Raw genomic sequence first — 20,046 nt, 5'->3', positions numbered from 1 at the left:
GGCGCGTGCGCAAGCCTCTGCTCCCCGCGGCGCTTACTTCTTGTCGACCGGCTTGGTCTCAGCCGGTGCTTCGGCCGGGGCCGGAGTGGCGGCCGGAGCCGGACGCGCCTTGACCACGCGAACACCGCGCGCCTTCATCCAGGCGTCGAACTCTTCGGCGGTCATGCGCTTGCCGTTCTGGCTCATGTCGAAGCGCCAGGGCGTGTTGTCGAATTCGGTCTGCGGCTTATAGGCCGCCGGATCGTTCGGCTTCACCGCCGGTGCGCTCGGAATGGCCTTGGCGATGTTCTGGCAGCCGTCGATGCGCAGGCGCTGCAGCACCTGGTCCAGCGACTGCGACGGGTCGTAGTTGCTGCTCAGCACACCGGCCGGCATGCCCAGCTGGTTGCCACGGATGTACAGCTCGTCGGCCACCGGCGCGATGGTCGTGGCCGGCAACGGCAGCGGCGAGGCGCTGGTGTTGACCGAGCAATCGACCGCAGCGTGGGCGGCGGGAACCAGGGCCAGCGCCAGGACGGCGGCCGATGCAGAGCGCAGCATGAGGGGCATCCACGGAAGGAAGTGACGCGGCGAGTTTAGCAATGCCGTGTCAGCTTTCAAGCGCCACTTTCAATGAATACGACAACTTATTGGTTTTACGGACAAAAAGACGACGAACGGTCGCCTTGCCGGGTCACAGGCGAGCTTCCTGGCCGCAGAAACAACAAGACCCGGCCGAAGCCGGGTCCTGCTGTGTCCTACGGGCAGAGCGTCAGAACTTAGTTCTGGACGTTCAGCTCGGTACGACGGTTCTTGGCGCGACCTTCCGGGTTGTCCGAACCATCCGGGTTGGTGTTCGGAGCAATCGGACGGCTCTCGCCGTAGCCGATCGGGCCGACCAGGCGACCGGCGTCAACGCCGTTCTTGGTCAGGTAGTTGTACACGGCGGTAGCACGACGCTCCGACAGCTTCTGGTTGTAAGCGTCGGTACCCTTCGAGTCGGTGTGACCGGCAACTTCAACGCGCAGATCCGGGTAACGCTTCAGGATCTCGGTGGCTTCGCTCAGGATCGCCACGGCGTCCGGACGCAGGTTCGACTTGTCGAAGTCGAAGTTGACGCCCTTCAGGTCGATGGAGACCGGAACCGGGCAACCGTCCGGACCGATGGTCTGACCCGGCTGCGAGTTCGGGCACTTGTCGTCGCAGTTGTTGACGCCGTCACCGTCGTCGTCCAGGTCGGCGCAGCTCGGGGCAACCGGAGCCGGAGCCGGAGCAGCCGCGACCGGAGCCGGGCCCAGCGGGATCACGACGCCGACCGAAGCCAGCACGTCGCCGAACCAGCTCTCGTCACGTGCGGCGATGCTCTGGTCGTCGAAGTCAGCGCGGTAGGCCACTTCGGCGCGGACAGCAACACGCTTCTCGAAGGTGGTCTGCAGGCCGACGCCCAGCTTGGCGGCAACATTGCCGTCCTTACGCTGGCGCGGGCCGTTGTTGTCGAGCGCAGCGTACTCTTCTTCCGACTTCTGGTAGCCCAGGCCACCGACGATGTACGGGTTCCAGCCGCGGCCTTCCTTGATGAAGTGGCGACGCAGGTCCAGCGAGACGCCGTACTGCGACCAGTTCAGGTCCTGGTTGCTGTCGAAGTTCGGGTTCTGGTAGTTCAGCTCACCGTCCAGCGACCAGTTCGGGCTGATGAACTTACCCAGGCCCAGGGTCACGAACGGAGCGTCATTGGTCAGACGGTCGCTGTCCTGGAAGTTGAAGCCGGCCGAACCGGTCAGGTACCAGCGGTCATCGAACTCCTGCGCCGAAGCTGCCTGGGCGAAAGCCAGGCCGCCCAGCAGCGCGGCAGTAAGGATCTTCTTGTTCATTGAGTACAGCTCCTATTTCGGGGGTATGAAACCGGTAGAGGCATGGGCCAGCACTAGTGCGTCGATGTTCGACAGCCGATTCAGCACGCCACCGCCGCGAACATTATGCTCAGGCGGGTGAAGGCCATGTTAACAGTCCCGTAACATGTGAAGTGTTGCGCCCGACCGTCCACCGGTCCGACGTTGAAACCCTATACAGGATGATGAAAATCCGCAAGACCCACACGCTGCAAGGGTTTGACGGGGTTTAGGCGCGAGAAGCGACATATTGCGCAACGTGCTGCATCACACGGTTCAGCGCGTCTGAGGAAACGTGAGGAACCTTATGATGGGATCACGAACCCAGCCGGAGCCGTGATGAAAGCCGTCGCCCTGAGTCGTGAATACGCGCCCGCCCTGCGTGATGTCCTGCTGCCGCCGCCGCTGCCTCCTCGCGGTCGCGATCTGCTGGTGCGGATCGAAGCGGTTTCGGTCAACCCCGTCGATGGCAAGCAGCGGGCCGCCACCGATCCGGCCACTCTTGAGGTTCCCCGGGTGCTCGGCTGGGACGCAGCCGGCGTGGTCGAAGCCATCGGTGACGAGGCCAGCCTGTTCGCCTCCGGTGACGAGGTCTACTTCGCCGGTGACGTTACCCGGCCGGGCTGCAACGCCCAGTACCAGTGGGTTGATGAGCGCCTGGTCGCGCGCAAGCCGACCACGCTCGATTTCGCTGAAGCGGCGGCGCTGCCGTTGACCACTCTCACAGCCTGGGAACTGCTGTTCCAGCGCATGCCGCTGCAGCTCGATGGCCGCCGCCACGTGGGCCAGCACCTGCTGGTGATCGGCGGCGCCGGCGGCGTCGGCTCGATGGCGATCCAGCTGGCACGCCATGCCGGTTTCGAGGTGATCGCCACCGCCTCGCGCGAGGCCTCAATCGAGTGGTGCCGGCAGATGGGGGCCACGCATGTGATCGACCATCGGCAGCCACTGCAGCCCCAGTTGCGGGCGCTGGGCATCGATGCGGTGCAGGTCGCGCTCAATCTGGCCGACACCGACCACTACTGGGATGAACTGGGCCAGCTGCTGGCACCGCAGGGCCACGTCGGCCTGATCGTCGAGCCGCGGGGTGCGCTGCGCATCGGCGATCCCTACAAGGCCAAATGCATCGGCATCCACTGGGAATTCATGTTCGCGCGTTCGCGCTTCGCCACCGCCGACTGTATCGAACAGCACCGCATCCTCAGCCGTGCGGCCAGCATGATCGATGCCGGCCAGCTGCGTGGCACGCTCAAGGAAACGCTGGGCACGATCAATGCGGCCAACCTGGACATCGCGCATCAGCGCCTGGCCAGCGGGCGCACGGTAGGCAAGCTGGCGCTGGTCGGCTGGGACGACTGACGCGGTGATGTAGAGCCGAGCCCACGCTCGGCTGCTGTGCCTGCCGCCACCCGCAGAGCACGGGCTCGGCCCTGCACAACCGCCCGCATGCAGGATCGACGCTACCTGTAGCGGCGGATTGGCCGGCATCTGTATCTATGGATGATGCAGAAACAGCGATACGGTGGAAACAGATCCCCCCCCCGGACCGCCATGCCCACCACCCTGCCCTTGCGCCTGCTGCAATTGATCACCGGCCTGTTCCTGTACGGCTTCGGCGCCTCGCTGATGATCCGTGCCGCCATCGGCGTGGCACCCTGGGATGTGCTGTCGCAGGGCATCGCTGCGCAGACGCCACTGTCATTCGGCCTGGCAACCAATGCCATCGGTGCATTGGTGCTGCTGCTGTGGTGGCCGCTGCGGCAGAAGCCGGGCGTCGGCACCGTGCTCAACGTGATGCTGATCGGCCCCTCCGCACAGTTCGGGCTGTGGCTGCTGCCGCCGGCCGTCGGCCTTGGCTGGCAGCTGGCGATGTTCTGTGGCGGCATGCTGCTGGTGGCGCTGGCCACCGGCCTGTACATCGGTGCCCGCCTTGGCCCGGGGCCACGCGATGGCCTGATGACCGGTCTGCATGCCCGTACCGGCTGGCCGATCTGGAAGGTGCGCAGCCTGATCGAAGGCAGCGTACTGCTGCTGGGCTGGTGCCTGGGCGGCAATGTCGGCCTCGGCACCCTCGCCTTCGCCCTGCTGATCGGGCCGCTGTGCGGAATGACGCTGGGCTGGTTCGGGATCGGTCGGCCCGCGCCGGTTGTGCCGGCCGCTGGCCGGCAACCGCAATCGCCCTGAGTTGACCGGAATGCCGGCCAGCGGCCGGCACTGCCAAACCGTCAGACAGCGGCCAGCCCTTCCAAAGAAGCGGGCCTTGCCCCGGCCGCCGTTTCGCGGCACGCTTCGCGCTTCCGTACGCAAGCGTATCGACCATGTCGCCAGCCAACGAAAGCGCCTATCCCCACCTGTTCGCCCCGCTGGACCTGGGCTTCACCCAGCTGCGCAATCGCGTCCTGATGGGTTCGATGCACACCGGCCTGGAAGATCGCGCCCGCGACTTCCCGCGGCTGGCGGCCTACTTCGCCGAGCGCGCCGAGGGCGGCGTCGGCCTGATCGTCACCGGCGGCTTCGCGCCCAATGTGGTCGGTTGGCTGAAGCCATTCGGTGGCAAGCTGTCCTGGCCCTGGGAAGTGCGGCCGCACCGCCAGCTCACCGCCGCCGCGCACCAGCACGGCGCGAAGATCTGCCTGCAGCTGCTGCATGCCGGCCGCTATGCCTACCACCCGTTGTCGGTGGCACCGACGAAGCTGAAGGCACCGATCAACCCGTTCACCCCGCGCGCATTGTCGGCCAGCGGCGTAGAGCGCCATATCGCCGACTACGCTCGCAGTGCCAAGCTGGCCCGCGAGGCCGGCTACGACGGCGTGGAAGTGATGGGCTCGGAGGGCTACCTCATCAACGAGTTCATCGCCCCGCGCACCAACAAGCGCGCCGATGCCTGGGGCGGCGACGCGCGCCAGCGCATGCGCTTCGCGGTCGAGATCGTGCGCCGCATCCGCGAGGCCTGCGGCCCGGACTTCATCATCATCTACCGCCTGTCACTGGTGGATCTGGTCGACGACGGCAGCGACTGGGACGAGATCGTTCAGCAGGCGCAGGCGATCGAGGCGGCTGGCGCAACGATCATCAATTCCGGCATCGGCTGGCACGAAGCGCGCATTCCGACCATCGCCACCTCGGTGCCGCGCGCGGCCTTTGCCGGCGTCACCGCCAAGCTCAAGCCGCATGTGAAGGTACCGCTGGTGGCGACCAACCGCATCAACATGCCCGACGTTGCCGAACGCATCCTGGCCGGTGGCGGCGCCGACATGGTGTCGCTGGCACGCCCGCTGCTGGCCGACCCGCAGTGGCCGAACAAGGCCCGTGCCGGCCGCGCGGAGGCGATCAACACCTGCATCGCCTGCAACCAGGCCTGCCTGGACCACGTGTTCGAGAACAAGCTGGCCAGCTGCCTGGTCAATCCGCGCGCCGCCCACGAGACCGAGCTGGTCTATCGTCCCACGGCTACGCCGAAGAAGGTCGCGGTGGTCGGTGCCGGCCCCGCCGGCCTGGCCTGCGCCACTGTCGCTGCCCAGCGTGGCCACCAGGTCACCCTGTTCGATGCCAATGATGAGATCGGCGGCCAGTTCAACGTGGCCAAGCGCATCCCCGGCAAGGAAGAGTTCCACGAGACCCTGCGCTACTTCCGTCACGCGCTGCAGGAGACCGGCGTACAGCTGCGCCTGGGTACCCGCGTCGACGCTTCCCAACTGGCTGGCTTCGACGAGGTGGTGCTGGCCACCGGCATCACCCCGCGCAAGGTCGATTTCCCCGGTGCCGATCACGCCAAGGTGGTGAGCTACCTGGACGTGCTGCTGGGACGGGTCGAAGTGGGCGCCAATGCGGCGATCATCGGCGCCGGCGGCATCGGCTTCGATGTCGGCGAATTCCTCAGCCACGCCGGTGAATCCCCCTCGCTGGATCCGCAGCGCTGGATGGCCGAATGGGGCGTGGATGCCAGCTTCGAGGCACGCGGCTCGCTGGGCCGGCCCGAGGTCGAGCCGTCACCGCGGCGCTTGTGGCTGCTGCAGCGCAGCCCAGGCAAGCCGGGCGCGCGGCTGGGCAAGACCACCGGCTGGATCCATCGCGCCACGCTGAAGGCCAAGGGCGTGCGCATGCTCGGTGGCGTCGAGTACCTGGGGGTGGACGACGAGGGCCTGCGCATCCGCGTGGACGGCAGCGAACAGCTGCTGCCGGTCGACCATGTGGTGATCTGCGCCGGGCAGGAACCGAACCGCACGCTGCGGGCCGAACTGCAGGCGGCCGGCATCAACGCGCAGCTGATCGGTGGTGCCGACGTGGCCGCCGAACTCGATGCGAAACGCGCCATCGACCAGGGCAGCCGGGTCGCCGCCGCGCTCTGATGAGCGCCTGAATGGGGGACGGAATGTGATTTCCGTCACCCCGGTTGAACCTGAATGTCAAGCCGAGCGGTTCATGATGCGTTCGGCTATGCCCCCCTACCTTGCGCCATCTTTCCGCTCACCAGCCAGTTTCCGGTGAGCCGGCGCAGTCCCCACGATCGGTACTGATCGTTTCTTTTGGGGCTGCCCACGGGGCGGCCCCGATGGCCGCCTCCCCATGACGCCAAGCCGTCCCCCGCCTCCTGCCGCCCCGCGGCCGGAACCGGAGGGTGCGGCCCATACGGAGCAAGGAGTTGGTTATATGAAACTGGCCTGGATTCTCTGGCTGTCGCAGTTGTTGCCTCAGCCGGCCGCTGATTCACTGTGTTTGAGCACCACCGTCTACCTGGAAGCCCGCGACCAGACCCTGCGCGGCCAGCAGGCTGTTGCCGAGGTCGCCCTGCGCCGTCTCGACAGTGGCCTGTGGGGCGACTCGATGTGCCAGGTGGTCACCGCACGCAAGCAGTTCGCACCGACCATCGTCTCCCCCGGCACCCAGCTGGGCAATGACGCGGCGTGGAGCGAAGCGATGAACGTGGCCTTCGACGCCGAGCGCAACTGGGCGCTGCCGGCCGGCGAACGCCGCGAGATCGTCCCTGGTGCCAGCCACTTCGCCGCGCTGTCCATCGCCAGCCCGAACTGGCGCAACGCCTACCAGGTGGCGACCATCGGCGATCACACCTTCTACAAGGTGCAGAACCTCAAGCCGCGGCAGTCGTAACGATCCGTGCTGGCGGCAGCGTTGCCGGCCGCCGCCGGGCTCTGGGATAGTGGGCGTTTCCCGCCCGCATCACCTGGAGTTCCCATGAAGCTGTACAGCAAGCCCGGTGCCTGTTCCACCGCCGACCACATCGCCCTGCAGTGGACCGGCCAGCCGTTCGAGGTTGAACTGCTGAACAAGGACACCCTGAAGGGTCCGGAATTCCTCAAGATCAATCCGGCCGGTGCCGTTCCCGCACTGGTCGACGGCGACTTCGTGCTGCTGCAGAACGCCGCGATCATGGGCTACATCGCCGACCGCTTCCCGCAGGCCGGCCTTGGCGGTGACGGCAGTCCGCGCCAGCGCGCCGAAGCCACCCGCTGGCTGGCCTTCGTCAATTCCGACGTGCACCCGGCCTTCTCGCCGCTGTTCGCGCCGGGCAAGTTCATCGCCGACGAGAGCCAGTACGACGCGATCCGCGCCGCCGCGCACAAGCGCCTGCGTAGCCTGTTCGAGACCGCTGACAGGCAGCTGGCCGACAAGCCCTGGCTGGCCGGCTTCCGCAGCTTCGCCGACCCGTACTTCTACATCACCCTGCGCTGGGCCGCCGGTACCAAGGTTGATCTGTCCGGCCTGGACAACCTGGCCGCCTACAAGGCACGCATGGACGCCGATGCCGGCGTGCAGGCCGCGCTGAAGGCCGAAGGCCTGGCCTGACGCCACCGGCTACCAAGCGGGGTCGGATCCGTCTGCGCAGCAGGCGGCTCTGACCCCTCGGCTCCAACGGGGTGATCAGCCGATCTGGCGGATCACTTCGCCCTTGGCATCGCGCAGATAGGTCGGCACCACGTCGATGCGCAGCGCCTCCGTCAACGGGTAGATGCCACGTTCGGCACGCACGCCGGCCAGGGCCCGCAGCCCCGCCTCGCTCAGCGCCCAGCGCGCGCTGTCCGCCGACAGTTCGCCCACGTCGCCATGCCCGGCTGGAATGAACGCCCATTGCCGCTCGCGACCGACCAGTTCCAGCGACTTTCCGTGGCGCAGGCGCAGCGGTAGCAGTTCGCACACGCTGGCGACCTGGCCCGCGCCGAGCACCAGCGTGGTGACGCCCGCCTCCTGCCGCCAGTCCAACGTCTCGACGAACAGCATGCCGGTGCTGGAGCCCTCGCGCTCGCTGCCGGCCCTCACCCGTTCGGCCAATGCCGGATCTTCCAGCAGGTTGCCGCGATGCAGGTCGCTGACCCACAGCGGCATTGCCGGCTGCAGTGCCTGCAGCACGCCACGTATCGACCAGCGCTTGACCGCCTCCATCTCCTCATCGGTCAGCCCGACCAGCTGCAGGAACTGCAGGTGGCCATTGGCGGTGTCGCGTGCCGGCAACTGCGGGTCGGCAATGAAGGCCAAGTGGCACAACCGCGTGTCGGTCTCCAGTGCGATCGGGCCGTTCGCATTCAGATGGTGGCCATCCTCGAACACGTTGCCGCTGCCGAACACATAGCGCGCCAGGTTCTGCAGCAGGTTCATCGGCCACACCGGCGGCGTGCTGTCGGCGTTCTCAGCGGCTTCGGCAGCAAGACGGAACGTCAGCTCGAAACCATAGCCGCTGGCGGCAGCATCACTGCTCTCCTTGGCATACAGCTCGGAGAAACCGTAGGTGATGTAGTGCCAATGCGGAACCGGCGCATCCGCCCAGTACACGCTGATGCCATCCAGCGGATCCTGGCCGCCGAGCGTGTAGGGAAGCGCGGTGCCGTAGTGTCGCGGCTCCTGCCCGGCATACAGCGGCGCCAGCGCCGAATTTATCGCGTCCCAGCCGGGGGTGTCGGTGTCATCGTGGTCGTCCTGCACGCGGGACTCCTTGTGGGAAAGTGAACCGATCACTTTACGCGGTGGCTCAGGCCTGCACGACCTCTTTGCCAGTGTTTACTACGGCGGACTGGGTTTCCTGCCACCAGCGCTGGGCCAGCGCCGGGCTGCGCGCCTTGCCCACCGCCGCCAGCAGTTCCGGGCAAAGGCGTTCCAGCGCCAGCGCATCGGTGCAGCGTTCGATCTTCAACTGCATGAAGTAGCCCTTCAGCCCCAGATGGCGCCGCACCGCCTCGCTCATCGCGTCGTACAACTGCTGGTACAGCGCCGGGTCCTGTTCGCGGCCGGTGCTGATGCCACGCGCCGGAGCGGCCTCTACGCTCCCGCCGATCACCTCGATCAGTCCCTGTGCGGCCAGCTGCTCCAGTGCATCCGGAGGCGCGCGCAGGCCATCGAACAGGCCGCGCAGTTCGGTGTCATCGCGATGGCCATCGACCATCAGCAGGATTGAACGCAGTGCCGCCGGCAGGCGCCGGCCACGGTCTTCGATTTCCTGACGGCCAGCAGCCGTCTTGGCGTGCAGCAATGCCATTGCCCCCCTCCCTTGATGCGCCATGCCAGCGTGCCGTGTGCGGGCACGCCCCCCTTATTGCCATCCCCGGGCGGCGCGCGCGTTCCCCGGCGCGCACCGCGTGTTGCAGGTCGATGACAGGCCGAGCTTAGCGCAAGTGCCGCGGGTAGTGCCGTCCGCTGGCCGGCAACCTCGGGATTGATGGGGGGGGCCGGCCAGCGGCCGGCGCTACCGGATCAACGGCCCAGCGCGCGGCGGATCTCCTCCAGCGCGCTGGGGTCGTCCAGCGTCGACAGGTCGCCCGGGTCGCGCTGCTCGGCCAACGCCTGCAACGAGCGCCGCAGCAGCTTGCCCGAACGGGTCTTGGGCAGCGCATTGACCACGTGCACATGCGCCGGGCGCGCGACCGCACCAAGCGAAGTCGTCACCGTCGCCATCATCTCGGCCACCACCGGCGCCGGATCCTCGCCCTCAAGCCCCTGCTTGAGGGTGACGAACACCAGCGGCACCTGCCCCTTCAGCTCGTCCTTGACCCCGATCACGGCAGCCTCGGCCACGCGCGGGTGGCTGGAGATGGCCTCCTCGATCTCGCGCGTACCCAGACGATGCCCGGCCACGTTGATCACATCGTCGGTACGGCCGAGGATGAAGGTATAGCCATCGTCATCGCGGATCGCCCAGTCCAGCGAGCTGTACAGCAGTTCCTTGAAGTGGCTGAAGTAGCTCTGCAGGAATCGGTTGTCGTCGTTCCACACCGTGCTCATGCAACCCGGCGGCAAGGGCGGCGACACCACCAGCACGCCCTTCTGCCCCGGCGCCACTTCCTCGCCGGTGTTCTCGTCGATCACCTTCATCCGATAGCCGAGATTGGGGAAGCCCGGTGAACCGAAGCGCACCGGCTTCATCTCCAGGCCCGGCAGCAGGGTCAGTGCCGGCCAGCCGGTTTTGGTCTGCCAGTAGTTGTCGATGATCGGCTTGCCCAGCGCTTCGCTGATCCAGTGCGCGGTGGGTTCGTCCAGCGGCTCGCCGGCCAGGAACAGGTACTTCAGGGCGCTCAGGTCGTGGCGATGGATGAAGTCCGCGTCGTGCTTCTTCAGCACGCGGATGGCGGTGGGTGAGGAGAACATGGTGCGCACGTTGTACTGTTCGCACAGCGCCCACCAGATGCCCGGGTCCGGATTCGTCGGCAGCCCCTCGTACAGCAACGAGGTGCAGCCACCGATCAGCGGGCCGTACACGTTGTACGAGTGGCCCACCGCCCAGCCGACGTCGGAAGTGGAGAACATCACCTGGCCCGGCTTGCAGTCGAACACGGTCTCCATCGACTGCGCCATCGCCACCGCGTAACCACCGACATCGCGCTGCACGCCCTTCGGCTTGCCGGTGGTGCCGGAGGTGTACAGCAGGTAGCTCGGCTCGCTCGCTTCAAGCCACTGCACCGGCACATCGACTTCACCAACCTGTGCACGCAGCGCGGCGTAGTCCACGTCGCGACCCGGCACGCGGGGTTCGGCGGCATCCAGCCCACGCGAGACGATCAGCACGTGTGGCGGAGGCGACGCCGCTTCGGCGCAGGCCGCGTCGACCATCGGCTTGTACGGAATCAGCTTGCCACCGCGCATGCCGGCATCCGCTGCGATCAGCAACTTCGGCTTCGCATCGTCGATGCGCAGCGCCAGGTTGTGCGCGGCGAAGCCACCGAACACCACCGAGTGCACCGCACCGATGCGCGCGCAGGCCAGCATCGCGAACACGGCTTCGGCCATGTTCGGCATGTAGATCACCACGCGGTCACCGTGGCCGACGCCGAGATGCTTGAGCACGGCGGCGAAGTCGTTCACTTCGCGATACAGCTGGCGATAGGTGATCTCGCGGGTGCTGTTGGTTTCGGTGGAAATCGCAACCAGCGCGAGCTGGTCGGCGCGCGTTGCCAGGTGGCGGTCGACGGCGTTGTAGCAGAGATTGGTTTCACCACCGACGAACCAGCGCCGGAACGGCGGGTTGCTGTAATCGAGCACCTGCTGCGGCGGTTTGTGCCAATGGATGCGCTTGGCTTCCTCGCCCCAGAACGCCTCCGGCTCGTCGATCGAGCGACGGTAGGTTTCCTCGTAGTTCATGACGCAGCCCTCCCAGACAAAGTCATGGGTTCGAGGATAGTCCGGCGCTGGCGCGCGGGCCGCCCTACCTTGGTAGGGGGGTGGGTTTTTCATGCAGGGCTGCGCCCTGCACTTGCAGAAGCCGAAGCAACAGCAGAAGCTGGCTTACTGAGGGATGGCGGGGCGGGTCCGGTGGCGGGAGACGCCGTAAACCCGTCCGTGGGGGCTTGGCCGCGGCATCCATGCCGCGGACACTCCCGCCACCGGACCCACCCCACCTTCGACAGATTCCGCGATCTGTCGGAACGGCATATTGTTCTGGTAGGTGTCGACCTCGGTCGACACGGTAGATCCACGCCATGCGTGGATGATTCATTCGATATCTGACAGAAAAATCGTGTCGACCAAGGTCGACACCTACCAACAGCTGCGCGGAACAACGGCCACCGTTACCAACAGCCGAGTGAACCTGTCGAAGGTGGGGCGGTGTCGGAGTGCGGGGTGTCAGCCGCATGGATGCGGCTGCCAAGCCTACACGGACGTACTTGCGGCGGCCCCGCACTCCGACACCGTCCCGCCAACCCACGGATAGCCCGCCTTTGATGTTTGACGTTGCTCCGGTTCGTAGCAGGTGCAGGGCTGCAAGCCCTGCCGACCCCCTAGAACGGAGCCGCGGACTCGAACGCGAGCGCCTCGCCCGTCAGCGGATGCGTGAACCGCAGGCTGCGCGCATGCAGGTGCACGCGCTGCGCCGGTGCCGCGTCATACAGCACGTCGCCAACAATCGGATGGCCAATACTGGCCATGTGCAACCGCAGCTGATGGCTGCGGCCGGTGATCGGTTCCAGCTCCACGCGGGTACGCTGCGCTTCCACATCACGCGCCATTACGCGCCAGCGCGTCAGCGCCGGCTTGCCGCGTTCGTGATCGACCGTCTGCTTCGGCCGGTTCGGCCAGTCCACAATCAGCGGCAGATCCACGTCGCCGGCATCGCCTTCAAGCAGTCCCTCCACGATCGCTTCATAGCGCTTGCCAACCCGGCGCTGCTCGAACTGCATCGACAACGCCGCCTGCATGTCCTTGCCACGCGCATGCAGCAGCAGCCCGGAAGTCACCTGGTCCAGGCGGTGCACGGTCAACGCATCCGGGTACAGCGACTGCAGGCGCGCGACGACGCAGTCCTGGTTCTCGGCGCTGCGGCCGGGCACGGACAGCAGGCCGGCGGGCTTTTCAGCCACCAGCAGCGCGTCGTCGATGTAGTGCAGGTGGATCATGCGGTTCCAGGAATTCCAAATGAAAACGGGGAAGCCGAAGCCTCCCCGTTTTCTGCGTACCGACCAGCGGTCGGTACCTACCTTGATGCAAGACCTACCGACCGGAGCCGGTACCGCCTGCATCAGCCCAGCAGGTGGGCGACGCCGGCGCGCTCTTCTTCCAGCTCGGCCAGGGTCTTGTCGATGTACTTCTGGCTGAAGTCGTCGATCGGCAGATCCTTGACCAGGGTGTACTTGCCGTTCTCGGTGGTCACCGCGAAACCGAAGATCACGCCTTCCGGAATGCCGTAGGAACCGTCGGACGGCACGCCCATGGTAACCCACTTGCCGTTGCTGCCCAGCACCCAGTCACGCACGTGGTCGATGGCGGCATTGGCGGCCGAAGCGGCCGAGGACGAGCCACGGGCTTCGATGATCGCCGCGCCGCGCTTGCCGACGGTCGGGATGAACGTGTTGGCGTTCCACTCCTGGTCGTTGATCGCATCGGCGATCGAGGCGCCGTCGGCGGTGGCGAAACGGTAGTCCGGGTACATGGTCGGGCTGTGGTTGCCCCACACCACCAGCTTCTCCATGCCACCGACCGGCTTGCCCAGCTTGGCCGACAGCTGGCTCAGCGCGCGGTTGTGGTCCAGGCGCAGCATGGCGGTGAAGTTCTCCGGCTTCAGGTCCGGAGCCGACTTCATCGCGATGTAGGCATTGGTGTTGGCCGGATTGCCGACCACCAGCACCTTCACGTCACGGCTGGCGACCTTGTTCAGCGCGGCGCCCTGGGCGGTGAAGATCTTGGCGTTCTCCAGCAGCAGGTCCTTGCGCTCCATGCCCGGGCCACGCGGACGTGCGCCGACCAGCAGGGCGATGTCGGCGTCCTTGAACGCGACTTCGGCGTCATCGGTGCCAACCATGCCGGCCAGCAGCGGGAACGCGCAGTCTTCCAGCTCCATCATCACGCCCTTCAGGGCGGCCTGGGCCTTGTCGACCGGCAGTTCCAGCAGCTGCAGGATGACCGGCTGGTCCTTGCCCAGCATTTCGCCGGAGGCGATGCGGAACAGCAGGGCATAACCGATCTGGCCGGCGGCGCCGGTCACGGCAACACGAACGGGTGCTTTCATGGGGGTTTCCTCTTGCTTGCAAGCGTTTGATGGGGCGCCGCGGGCATGGCCACGCAGGCCGGGCGGGCGGCGGGGAACAGGGAAACGGCCACCCGTGGGTGGCCGTTTCGAAAGGGGGTCAGGCGGCGAGGTGCTTGTTCCACTCCGCGACGCGGTCGGCCTGGGCGGCCAGCACGGCGTCGACGTCGCCTTCCAGGGTGATCGAATGGATCACGTCGCCCTGCTTGACCGAATCGACGATGGCCTGGCCTTCCAGGACCTTGCCGAAGACGGTGTGGCGGCCGTCCAGCCAATCGGTCTTGATGTGGGTGATGAAGAACTGGCTGCCGTTGGTGTTCGGGCCGGCGTTGGCCATCGACAGCGAGCCGACCTCGTGCTTCACGCCATTCTTCTCGTCTTCGAACTTGTAGCCCGGGCCGCCGGTGCCACGGCCCTGCGGGCAGCCGCCCTGGATCATGAAGTCGGCGATCACGCGATGGAAGATCAGGCCGTCATAGAAGCCGTGCTTGACCAGGTTCACGAAGTTGGCCACGGTCAGTGGCGCCTTGTCGGCGAACAGCTCGACCTTGATCGGGCCCTGGGTGGTGTCGAAAGTGGCGATGAGGGACATGAATATCCTTGGTGCAAAGGGGAATGCGTCTAGCCACCTAGTTTACACCTGCCTCGTGGCGGCGGTGCCTTCGACCATCGGCGGAGCCCCCGCCTTCAGCCAGGGGAAGGGAGCCGAGGGGCCGTCCTGGCGACCTCGGCCGAAGCGGTGGACAGCCAGCTGAATGGGCCGTTTGGCCGGCGTGAAATCCACCTTTTCGCGAATCGTCAAGTTCGACGTATAATGTTGGACTTCTTTTTCCAAATCCGGCGCCGACTGGCCCCCTTTCGTATGTCCATCGAAAATCTTCGCAACATCGCCATCGTCGCCCACGTCGACCATGGCAAGACCACCCTGGTCGACCAGCTGCTGAAGCAGTCCGGCACCCTGTCCGAGCGCACCGTCCTCGCCGAGCGCGTGATGGACAGCAACGACCAGGAAAAGGAACGCGGCATCACCATCCTGGCCAAGAACACCGCCATCACCTGGGAAGACAAGAAGACCGGCATCAAGAACCGGATCAACATCGTCGACACCCCCGGCCACGCCGACTTCGGCGGTGAGGTCGAGCGCGTGCTGTCGATGGTCGACACCGTGCTGATTCTGGTCGATGCGATGGACGGCCCGATGCCGCAGACCCGCTTCGTGACCCAGAAGGCCTTCGCGATGGGCTTCAAGCCGATCGTCGTGGTCAACAAGGTCGACCGTCCGGGCGCCCGCCCGGAGTGGGTGATCGACCAGGTCTTCGACCTGTTCGACAAGCTCGGTGCCACCAACGAGCAGCTGGATTTCCCGATCGTCTACGCCTCGGGCCTGAACGGCTACGCGGGCCTGGAAGACACCGTGCGCGACGGCGACATGACCCCGCTGTACGAAGCGATCATGCAGCACGCGCCGAAGCCGGAAGTGGACCCGGAAGGCCCGTTCCAGATGCGCATCAGCCAGCTGGACTACAACAACTTCGTGGGCGTGATCGGCATCGGCCGCATCCAGCGCGGCACCCTGAAGAAGAACATGCAGGTCGCGGTCATCGACCGTGAAGGCAAGAAGCGCAACGGCAAGGTGCTGCAGGTGCTGGGCTTCATGGGCCTGGAGCGCATCGAGCAGGATTCGGCCGAGGCCGGCGACATCGTGGCCATCTCCGGCATCCAGGAGCTGACCATCTCCGACACCATCTGCGCACCGGACTTCCCGGAAGCCCTGCCTGCGCTGACCGTCGACGAGCCGACCATCTCGATGACCTTCCAGGTGAACAATTCGCCGTTCGCCGGCAACAAGGACCTGTCCGGTGGCAAGTTCCTGACCAGCCGCCAGATCAAGGACCGCCTGGACCGTGAAAAGGTCCACAACGTGGCCCTGAAGGTCGAGCAGCTGGAAGACGCCGACAAGTTCCTGGTCTCGGGCCGTGGCGAACTGCACCTGTCGGTGCTGATCGAGAACATGCGCCGCGAAGGCTACGAGCTGGCCGTGTCGCGCCCGGAAGTGATCATCAAGGAAATCGACGGCCAGCTGATGGAGCCGATCGAGCAGCTGGTGGTGGACATCGAAGAAGTCCACCAGGGCGGCGTGATGGAAAAGCTGGGCACCCGCAAGGGCCAGTTGAAGAACATGGAATCGGACGGCAAGGGCCGCGTGCGCCTGGAGTACCAGATCCCGGCCCGTGGCCTGATCGGCTTCCAGAACGAGTTCAAGACCCTGACCCAGGGTTCGGGCCTGCTGTTCCACGTGTTCGACCACTACGGCCCGAAGGAACAGGGCGCCATCGCCAAGCGCATCAACGGCGTGATGATCGCCAATGCGCCGGGCGTCACGCCGGCCTACTCGCTGGGCCCGCTGCAGGAACGCGGCAAGCTCTTCGCTGCCGAAGGCGACAACGTGTATGAAGGTCAGCTGGTCGGCATCCACTCCAAGGACAACGACCTGACCGTCAACGCGATCAAGACCAAGCCGCTGACCAACATGCGCGCTTCCGGCAAGGACGATGCGATCCAGCTGACCCCGGCGATCAAGTACTCGCTGGAACAGGCCCTGGACTTCATCGAAGACGACGAGCTGGTCGAGATCACCCCGAAGGAGATCCGCCTGCGCAAGAAGTTCCTGACCGAGAGCGACCGCAAGAAGGCTTCGCGCGGCGGCTGAGCCAGCACCCCGTGAACCAGAGCGGCTACAACCCGGATCCACACCGGCATCCGGGTCTGCACGTCATCGCCCTGCTCGAAGCGAGCAAGGCGATGCTGGCGCTGTTGGCCGCCACCGGGCTGGAAGTGCTCGGACCGCAGCCGCTTCGGCACGGCATCATGGTCCTGATCCGGCGTTTCAGCCTGGATCCGGACCATGGCACCCTGCCCTCGCTGCTGCATATGATCAGCCCCGACGCGGTCCACCTGGCCGCGGCGGGGATGATCGGCTACGGCCTGCTGCACCTGGTCGAAGCCTGGGGCTTGTGGCGGGCCAAGGCCTGGGCCTCCTGGCTGGGCTGCCTGACTGCCTCGCTGTACCTGCCCTTCGACATCTTCGCGATCATCCGCCACCCCGGCTGGCCGTCGTGGACGATCCTGGCGATCAACCTGATCGTGGTCTACGTTCTCGCCCGCGACCTGCGCAAGCGCCACCGCTGAGCACCGGCTACACTGGGGATTGGAGCCGACCAAGCCGCCCCATGCGCCTGTCCTTGCCGCCTCTGCTGACCTGCCTGCTCGCCGCGCTGCCTGCGCTGCTTTCGGCTGGCTGCAGCCCGGCCACGCCCAGCGCGCATGCGGCCGAACCTGCGAGCCGCAACGTGCCGTTCCCGTACGCTGAAACCGATGTTGCCGACCTGCAGGCGCGGATGACCGCCGGTGAACTGGACAGCACCACCCTGACCCAGGCCTACCTGCAGCGCATCGCCGCCCTGGATCGGGCCGGCCCCCGCCTGCGCGCGGTGATCGAGCTCAACCCCGATGCCCTGAAGGAAGCCGCGGCGCGCGACCGCGAGCGCCGCGATGGACGCCTGCGTGGCCCGCTGCACGGCATCCCGGTACTGCTGAAGGACAACATCAACGCGGCGCCGATGGCCACCAGTGCCGGCTCTCTGGCCCTGCAGGGGTTCCGCCCTGACGATGCGTATCTGGTGCGGCGCCTGCGCGAGGCCGGGGCCGTGGTGCTGGGCAAGACCAATCTCAGCGAATGGGCCAATTTCCGCGGCAACGATTCGGTGTCCGGCTGGAGCGCGCGCGGCGGCCAGACCCGCAATCCCTATCGCCTCAGCCACTCGCCTTGCGGCTCCAGCAGCGGCAGCGCGGTAGCGGTCGCCGCCAACCTGGCCAGCGTGGCGATCGGCACCGAAACCGACGGCAGCATCGTCTGCCCTGCGGCGATCAATGGCATCGTCGGCCTCAAGCCGACCGTCGGCCTGGTCAGCCGCGATGGCATCATCCCGATTTCCTTCAGCCAGGATACTGCGGGGCCGATGACACGCAGCGTCGCCGACGCTGCGGCCGTACTGACCGCAATTGCCGGCCGCGATGATGCCGACCCGGCCACCGCAACCATGCCCGGCCGTGCGGTGTACGACTACACCGCGCGGCTGGATCCGCAGGGACTGCGTGGCAAGCGCATCGGCCTGCTGCAGACGCCGCTGCTGAAATACCGCGGCATGCCGCCACTGATCGAACACGCCGCCACCGAGCTGCGTCGGGCCGGCGCCGTCGTGGTGCCGGTGGAGCTGCCCAACCAGGGCGCCTGGGCCGACGCCGAACGCAAGGTACTGCTGTACGAGTTCAAGGCCGGGCTGGAGCGTTACTTCAGCGCCCACCGCGCTCCCCTGCACAGCCTGGCCGAATTGATCGACTTCAACCGGGCGCACAGCAAGCAGGAACTGGGCCTGTTCGGCCAGGAACTGCTGATGGAAGCTGACGCTACCGCTGGCTTGGCCGACCCCGCCTATATCCGCGCACGCAGCGATGCGCGCCGGTTGGCGGGCCCGGAAGGCATCGATGCCGCCCTCGCCGCCCACCAGCTCGACGCCCTGGTCGCGCCGACCACCGGCGTGGCGTGGCCGATCCGCAGCGAAGGCGACGACTTCCCCGGCGAGAGCTACAGTGCCGCCGCCGTCGCCGGCTATCCCAGCCTCAGCGTGCCGATGGGCCAGATCGATGGCCTGCCGGTCGGCCTGCTGTTCATGGGCACCGCCTGGAGCGAACCGAAGCTGATCGAAATGGCGTACGCCTACGAACAGCGCACCCGCGCGCGGCGGCCACCGCACTTCGGCACCGACACGCTGATCGACGCCGGCGAGCCTTGATCCGGTAGTGCCGGCCGCTGGCCGGCGCTACCGTTCGGGTTCCGGCTCCATCGGCACGATTGCCGCCTCACCGTCTTCAGCCCCCGGCGAACGCACATCTGCAGTACGTGCGCGTGGACCACGCGGCATGTCCAGCTCGTCAGCATGCTGCAGCCGCGCACGCAGCTGCGGCAGCGACTGCGGATGCTCACGTGCGAGGAAATCGAGCATGCGCTCGCGTACCAGGCAACGCAGGTCGAACGCGTCGCCAGAGCTGCGCGCACTCACCAGCAGGCGCACCTGGATCGCACGCTCGCTGGTTTCGGTCACCTGGGTCACGCAGACCCGGCCATCCCACAATGCCTCACCCCGGCAGATGCGCTCCAGCTCAGCGCGGATCGCCGCGATCGGGGCACGATAGTCCAGCCACAGAAACGCCGTACCAAGCAGATCGGCGCTGCGCCGGGTCCAGTTCTGGAAGGGGTTCTCGATGAACCAGGTCAACGGCACCACCATCCTCCGCTCGTCCCAGATGCGTACCACCACGTAGCTGCTGCCGATCTCCTCGATGCGTCCCCACTCGCCCTCGACGATCACCACATCGTCCAGCCGGATCGGCTGGGTCACTGCAATCTGCAGGCCAGCGATCAGGTTGCCGAACACCGGCTTTGCGGCGATACCGGCCACCAGGCCGATGAGGCCCGCCGAGGCCAGCAGCGCGGTGCCGATCTTCTGCACCATGGGGAAGGTCAGCAGCACCAGCGAAGTGCCCAGCACGATGATGCCGCCCATCAGCACACGGCTGAGCACCCGCGTCTGGGTCTGGATGCGGCGCGCTTCCAGATTATCGGAGACATCGATGGGATGGCTGCGCAGGATGGCCCGCTCACCCGCTGCCACTGCGCGTACCAGCAACCAGATGAAGCAGGCGGTCAGTGCGATATGCAGCACCCGTTGCAGATTGCCCAGAAGGGGATCCTGCAGCGGCGTGGCCTGCAATGCAGGGATCAACAGCAGCAGCGGCCATGCGGTGGCCATTGGCAGCCCGAGCACACGCCCGATGCGCGCGCGCCGCCGATCACGCCCTTTCAGCCGATGGTAGATCCACAGGATCAGCCACGCGCCGATACCGCCCACCAATGCGGCCAAACCCAACGGCCATGCGTAGGCCTGTGCGCTCTGCCAGTGCACCGTTGCCACCTCCAGTCGGACAAGCAAGTGGACAGCCTCGCGCATGGCGCATGAGCGTCACGTCAGTCGTTTGTAAGGAGGGTGTTGGTCGGCAGGGCTTGTAGCCCTGCACCTGCCCAGAAGCCGAAGCAACAGCAACGGCAACAGCAACAGCCGAAGCAGAAGCGGGTTTGCTGTGGGATGGCGGGGTGGG

At 66.5% G+C, this 20,046-nt stretch carries 17 protein-coding genes; 8 read left to right on the top strand and 9 right to left on the bottom strand.

Annotated features, from left to right (window positions below; genetic code table 11):
• Positions 1–33: 33 nt before the first annotated feature.
• Positions 34–540, bottom strand: coding sequence for a hypothetical protein (locus A7X97_RS16305; RefSeq protein ID WP_005408235.1), 507 nt, complete (start codon positions 538–540; stop codon positions 34–36).
• A 218-nt stretch (positions 541–758) separates the two neighbouring features.
• A complete protein-coding gene (locus A7X97_RS16300; RefSeq protein ID WP_049416163.1) occupies positions 759–1,850 on the bottom strand; it encodes an OmpA family protein in 1,092 nt (363 codons plus the stop codon).
• 357 nt (positions 1,851–2,207) lie between these two features.
• Between A7X97_RS16300 and A7X97_RS16295 the strand changes: the two genes are divergently transcribed.
• From A7X97_RS16295 to A7X97_RS16275, 5 genes are all read left to right on the top strand, one after another.
• Positions 2,208–3,227: a zinc-binding alcohol dehydrogenase family protein gene (locus A7X97_RS16295; RefSeq protein WP_072169151.1), complete on the top strand. Its 1,020-nt coding sequence runs from the start codon at positions 2,208–2,210 to the stop codon at positions 3,225–3,227.
• 192 nt (positions 3,228–3,419) lie between these two features.
• Entirely contained in the window at positions 3,420–4,052 is a 633-nt protein-coding gene (yczE, locus tag A7X97_RS16290) for a membrane protein YczE (protein ID WP_072169150.1), read from the top strand.
• A gap of 134 nt (positions 4,053–4,186) precedes the next feature.
• On the top strand, positions 4,187–6,217 hold the full coding sequence (locus A7X97_RS16285) for an NADPH-dependent 2,4-dienoyl-CoA reductase (protein ID WP_072169149.1): 2,031 nt from the start codon (positions 4,187–4,189) through the stop codon (positions 6,215–6,217).
• Between the two features lie 301 nt (positions 6,218–6,518).
• The gene (locus tag A7X97_RS16280) at positions 6,519–6,977 is read left to right on the top strand and encodes a cell wall hydrolase (RefSeq protein WP_004154513.1); all 459 of its coding nucleotides are present in this window, start codon (positions 6,519–6,521) and stop codon (positions 6,975–6,977) included.
• 84 nt (positions 6,978–7,061) lie between these two features.
• Complete coding sequence (locus A7X97_RS16275; protein WP_072169148.1) at positions 7,062–7,673, top strand: glutathione S-transferase N-terminal domain-containing protein; 612 nt, start codon at positions 7,062–7,064, stop codon at positions 7,671–7,673.
• Positions 7,674–7,748: 75 nt separating this feature from the next.
• On the opposite strand, the gene A7X97_RS16270 is transcribed toward A7X97_RS16275, so the two are convergent.
• The 6 genes from A7X97_RS16270 to A7X97_RS16245 all read right to left on the bottom strand — a co-directional run bounded on the left by A7X97_RS16270 (position 7,749) and on the right by A7X97_RS16245 (position 14,422).
• Entirely contained in the window at positions 7,749–8,804 is a 1,056-nt protein-coding gene (locus tag A7X97_RS16270) for a suppressor of fused domain protein (protein WP_111008185.1), read from the bottom strand.
• 46 nt (positions 8,805–8,850) lie between these two features.
• Positions 8,851–9,354, bottom strand: a complete 504-nt coding sequence (locus tag A7X97_RS16265; protein WP_088497333.1) for a hypothetical protein — start codon at positions 9,352–9,354, stop codon at positions 8,851–8,853.
• A 215-nt stretch (positions 9,355–9,569) separates the two neighbouring features.
• The gene (gene prpE, locus A7X97_RS16260; RefSeq protein WP_111008184.1) at positions 9,570–11,450 is read right to left on the bottom strand and encodes a propionate--CoA ligase; all 1,881 of its coding nucleotides are present in this window, start codon (positions 11,448–11,450) and stop codon (positions 9,570–9,572) included.
• 638 nt (positions 11,451–12,088) lie between these two features.
• Positions 12,089–12,703: an RluA family pseudouridine synthase gene (locus A7X97_RS16255; RefSeq protein ID WP_088496498.1), complete on the bottom strand. Its 615-nt coding sequence runs from the start codon at positions 12,701–12,703 to the stop codon at positions 12,089–12,091.
• Between the two features lie 122 nt (positions 12,704–12,825).
• A complete protein-coding gene (locus A7X97_RS16250) occupies positions 12,826–13,812 on the bottom strand; it encodes a malate dehydrogenase (RefSeq protein WP_005415428.1) in 987 nt (328 codons plus the stop codon).
• 118 nt (positions 13,813–13,930) lie between these two features.
• Positions 13,931–14,422: a peptidylprolyl isomerase gene (locus tag A7X97_RS16245; RefSeq protein ID WP_005408225.1), complete on the bottom strand. Its 492-nt coding sequence runs from the start codon at positions 14,420–14,422 to the stop codon at positions 13,931–13,933.
• 270 nt (positions 14,423–14,692) lie between these two features.
• Here A7X97_RS16245 and typA point away from each other — a divergent pair, with 270 nt between their 5' ends.
• From typA to A7X97_RS16230, 3 genes are read left to right on the top strand one after another with little or no spacing between them, the layout of a single operon-like run.
• Entirely contained in the window at positions 14,693–16,540 is a 1,848-nt protein-coding gene (typA, locus tag A7X97_RS16240) for a translational GTPase TypA (protein WP_061480552.1), read from the top strand.
• Between the two features lie 11 nt (positions 16,541–16,551).
• Complete coding sequence (locus A7X97_RS16235) at positions 16,552–17,019, top strand: DUF2127 domain-containing protein (RefSeq protein ID WP_005415426.1); 468 nt, start codon at positions 16,552–16,554, stop codon at positions 17,017–17,019.
• Between the two features lie 41 nt (positions 17,020–17,060).
• On the top strand, positions 17,061–18,683 hold the full coding sequence (locus tag A7X97_RS16230) for an amidase (protein WP_111008183.1): 1,623 nt from the start codon (positions 17,061–17,063) through the stop codon (positions 18,681–18,683).
• Between the two features lie 27 nt (positions 18,684–18,710).
• Here the strand turns inward: A7X97_RS16230 and A7X97_RS16225 are convergent, their stop codons facing one another.
• Positions 18,711–19,898: a mechanosensitive ion channel family protein gene (locus A7X97_RS16225; RefSeq protein ID WP_194433967.1), complete on the bottom strand. Its 1,188-nt coding sequence runs from the start codon at positions 19,896–19,898 to the stop codon at positions 18,711–18,713.
• Positions 19,899–20,046 lie beyond the last annotated feature (148 nt).

The organism is Stenotrophomonas sepilia (assembly GCF_003244875.1).
In the GTDB taxonomy this organism is placed as follows: domain Bacteria; phylum Pseudomonadota; class Gammaproteobacteria; order Xanthomonadales; family Xanthomonadaceae; genus Stenotrophomonas; species Stenotrophomonas sepilia.
Note: the sequence above shows the minus strand (reverse complement) of the source record. Positions and strands in the feature narration are given on the sequence as shown.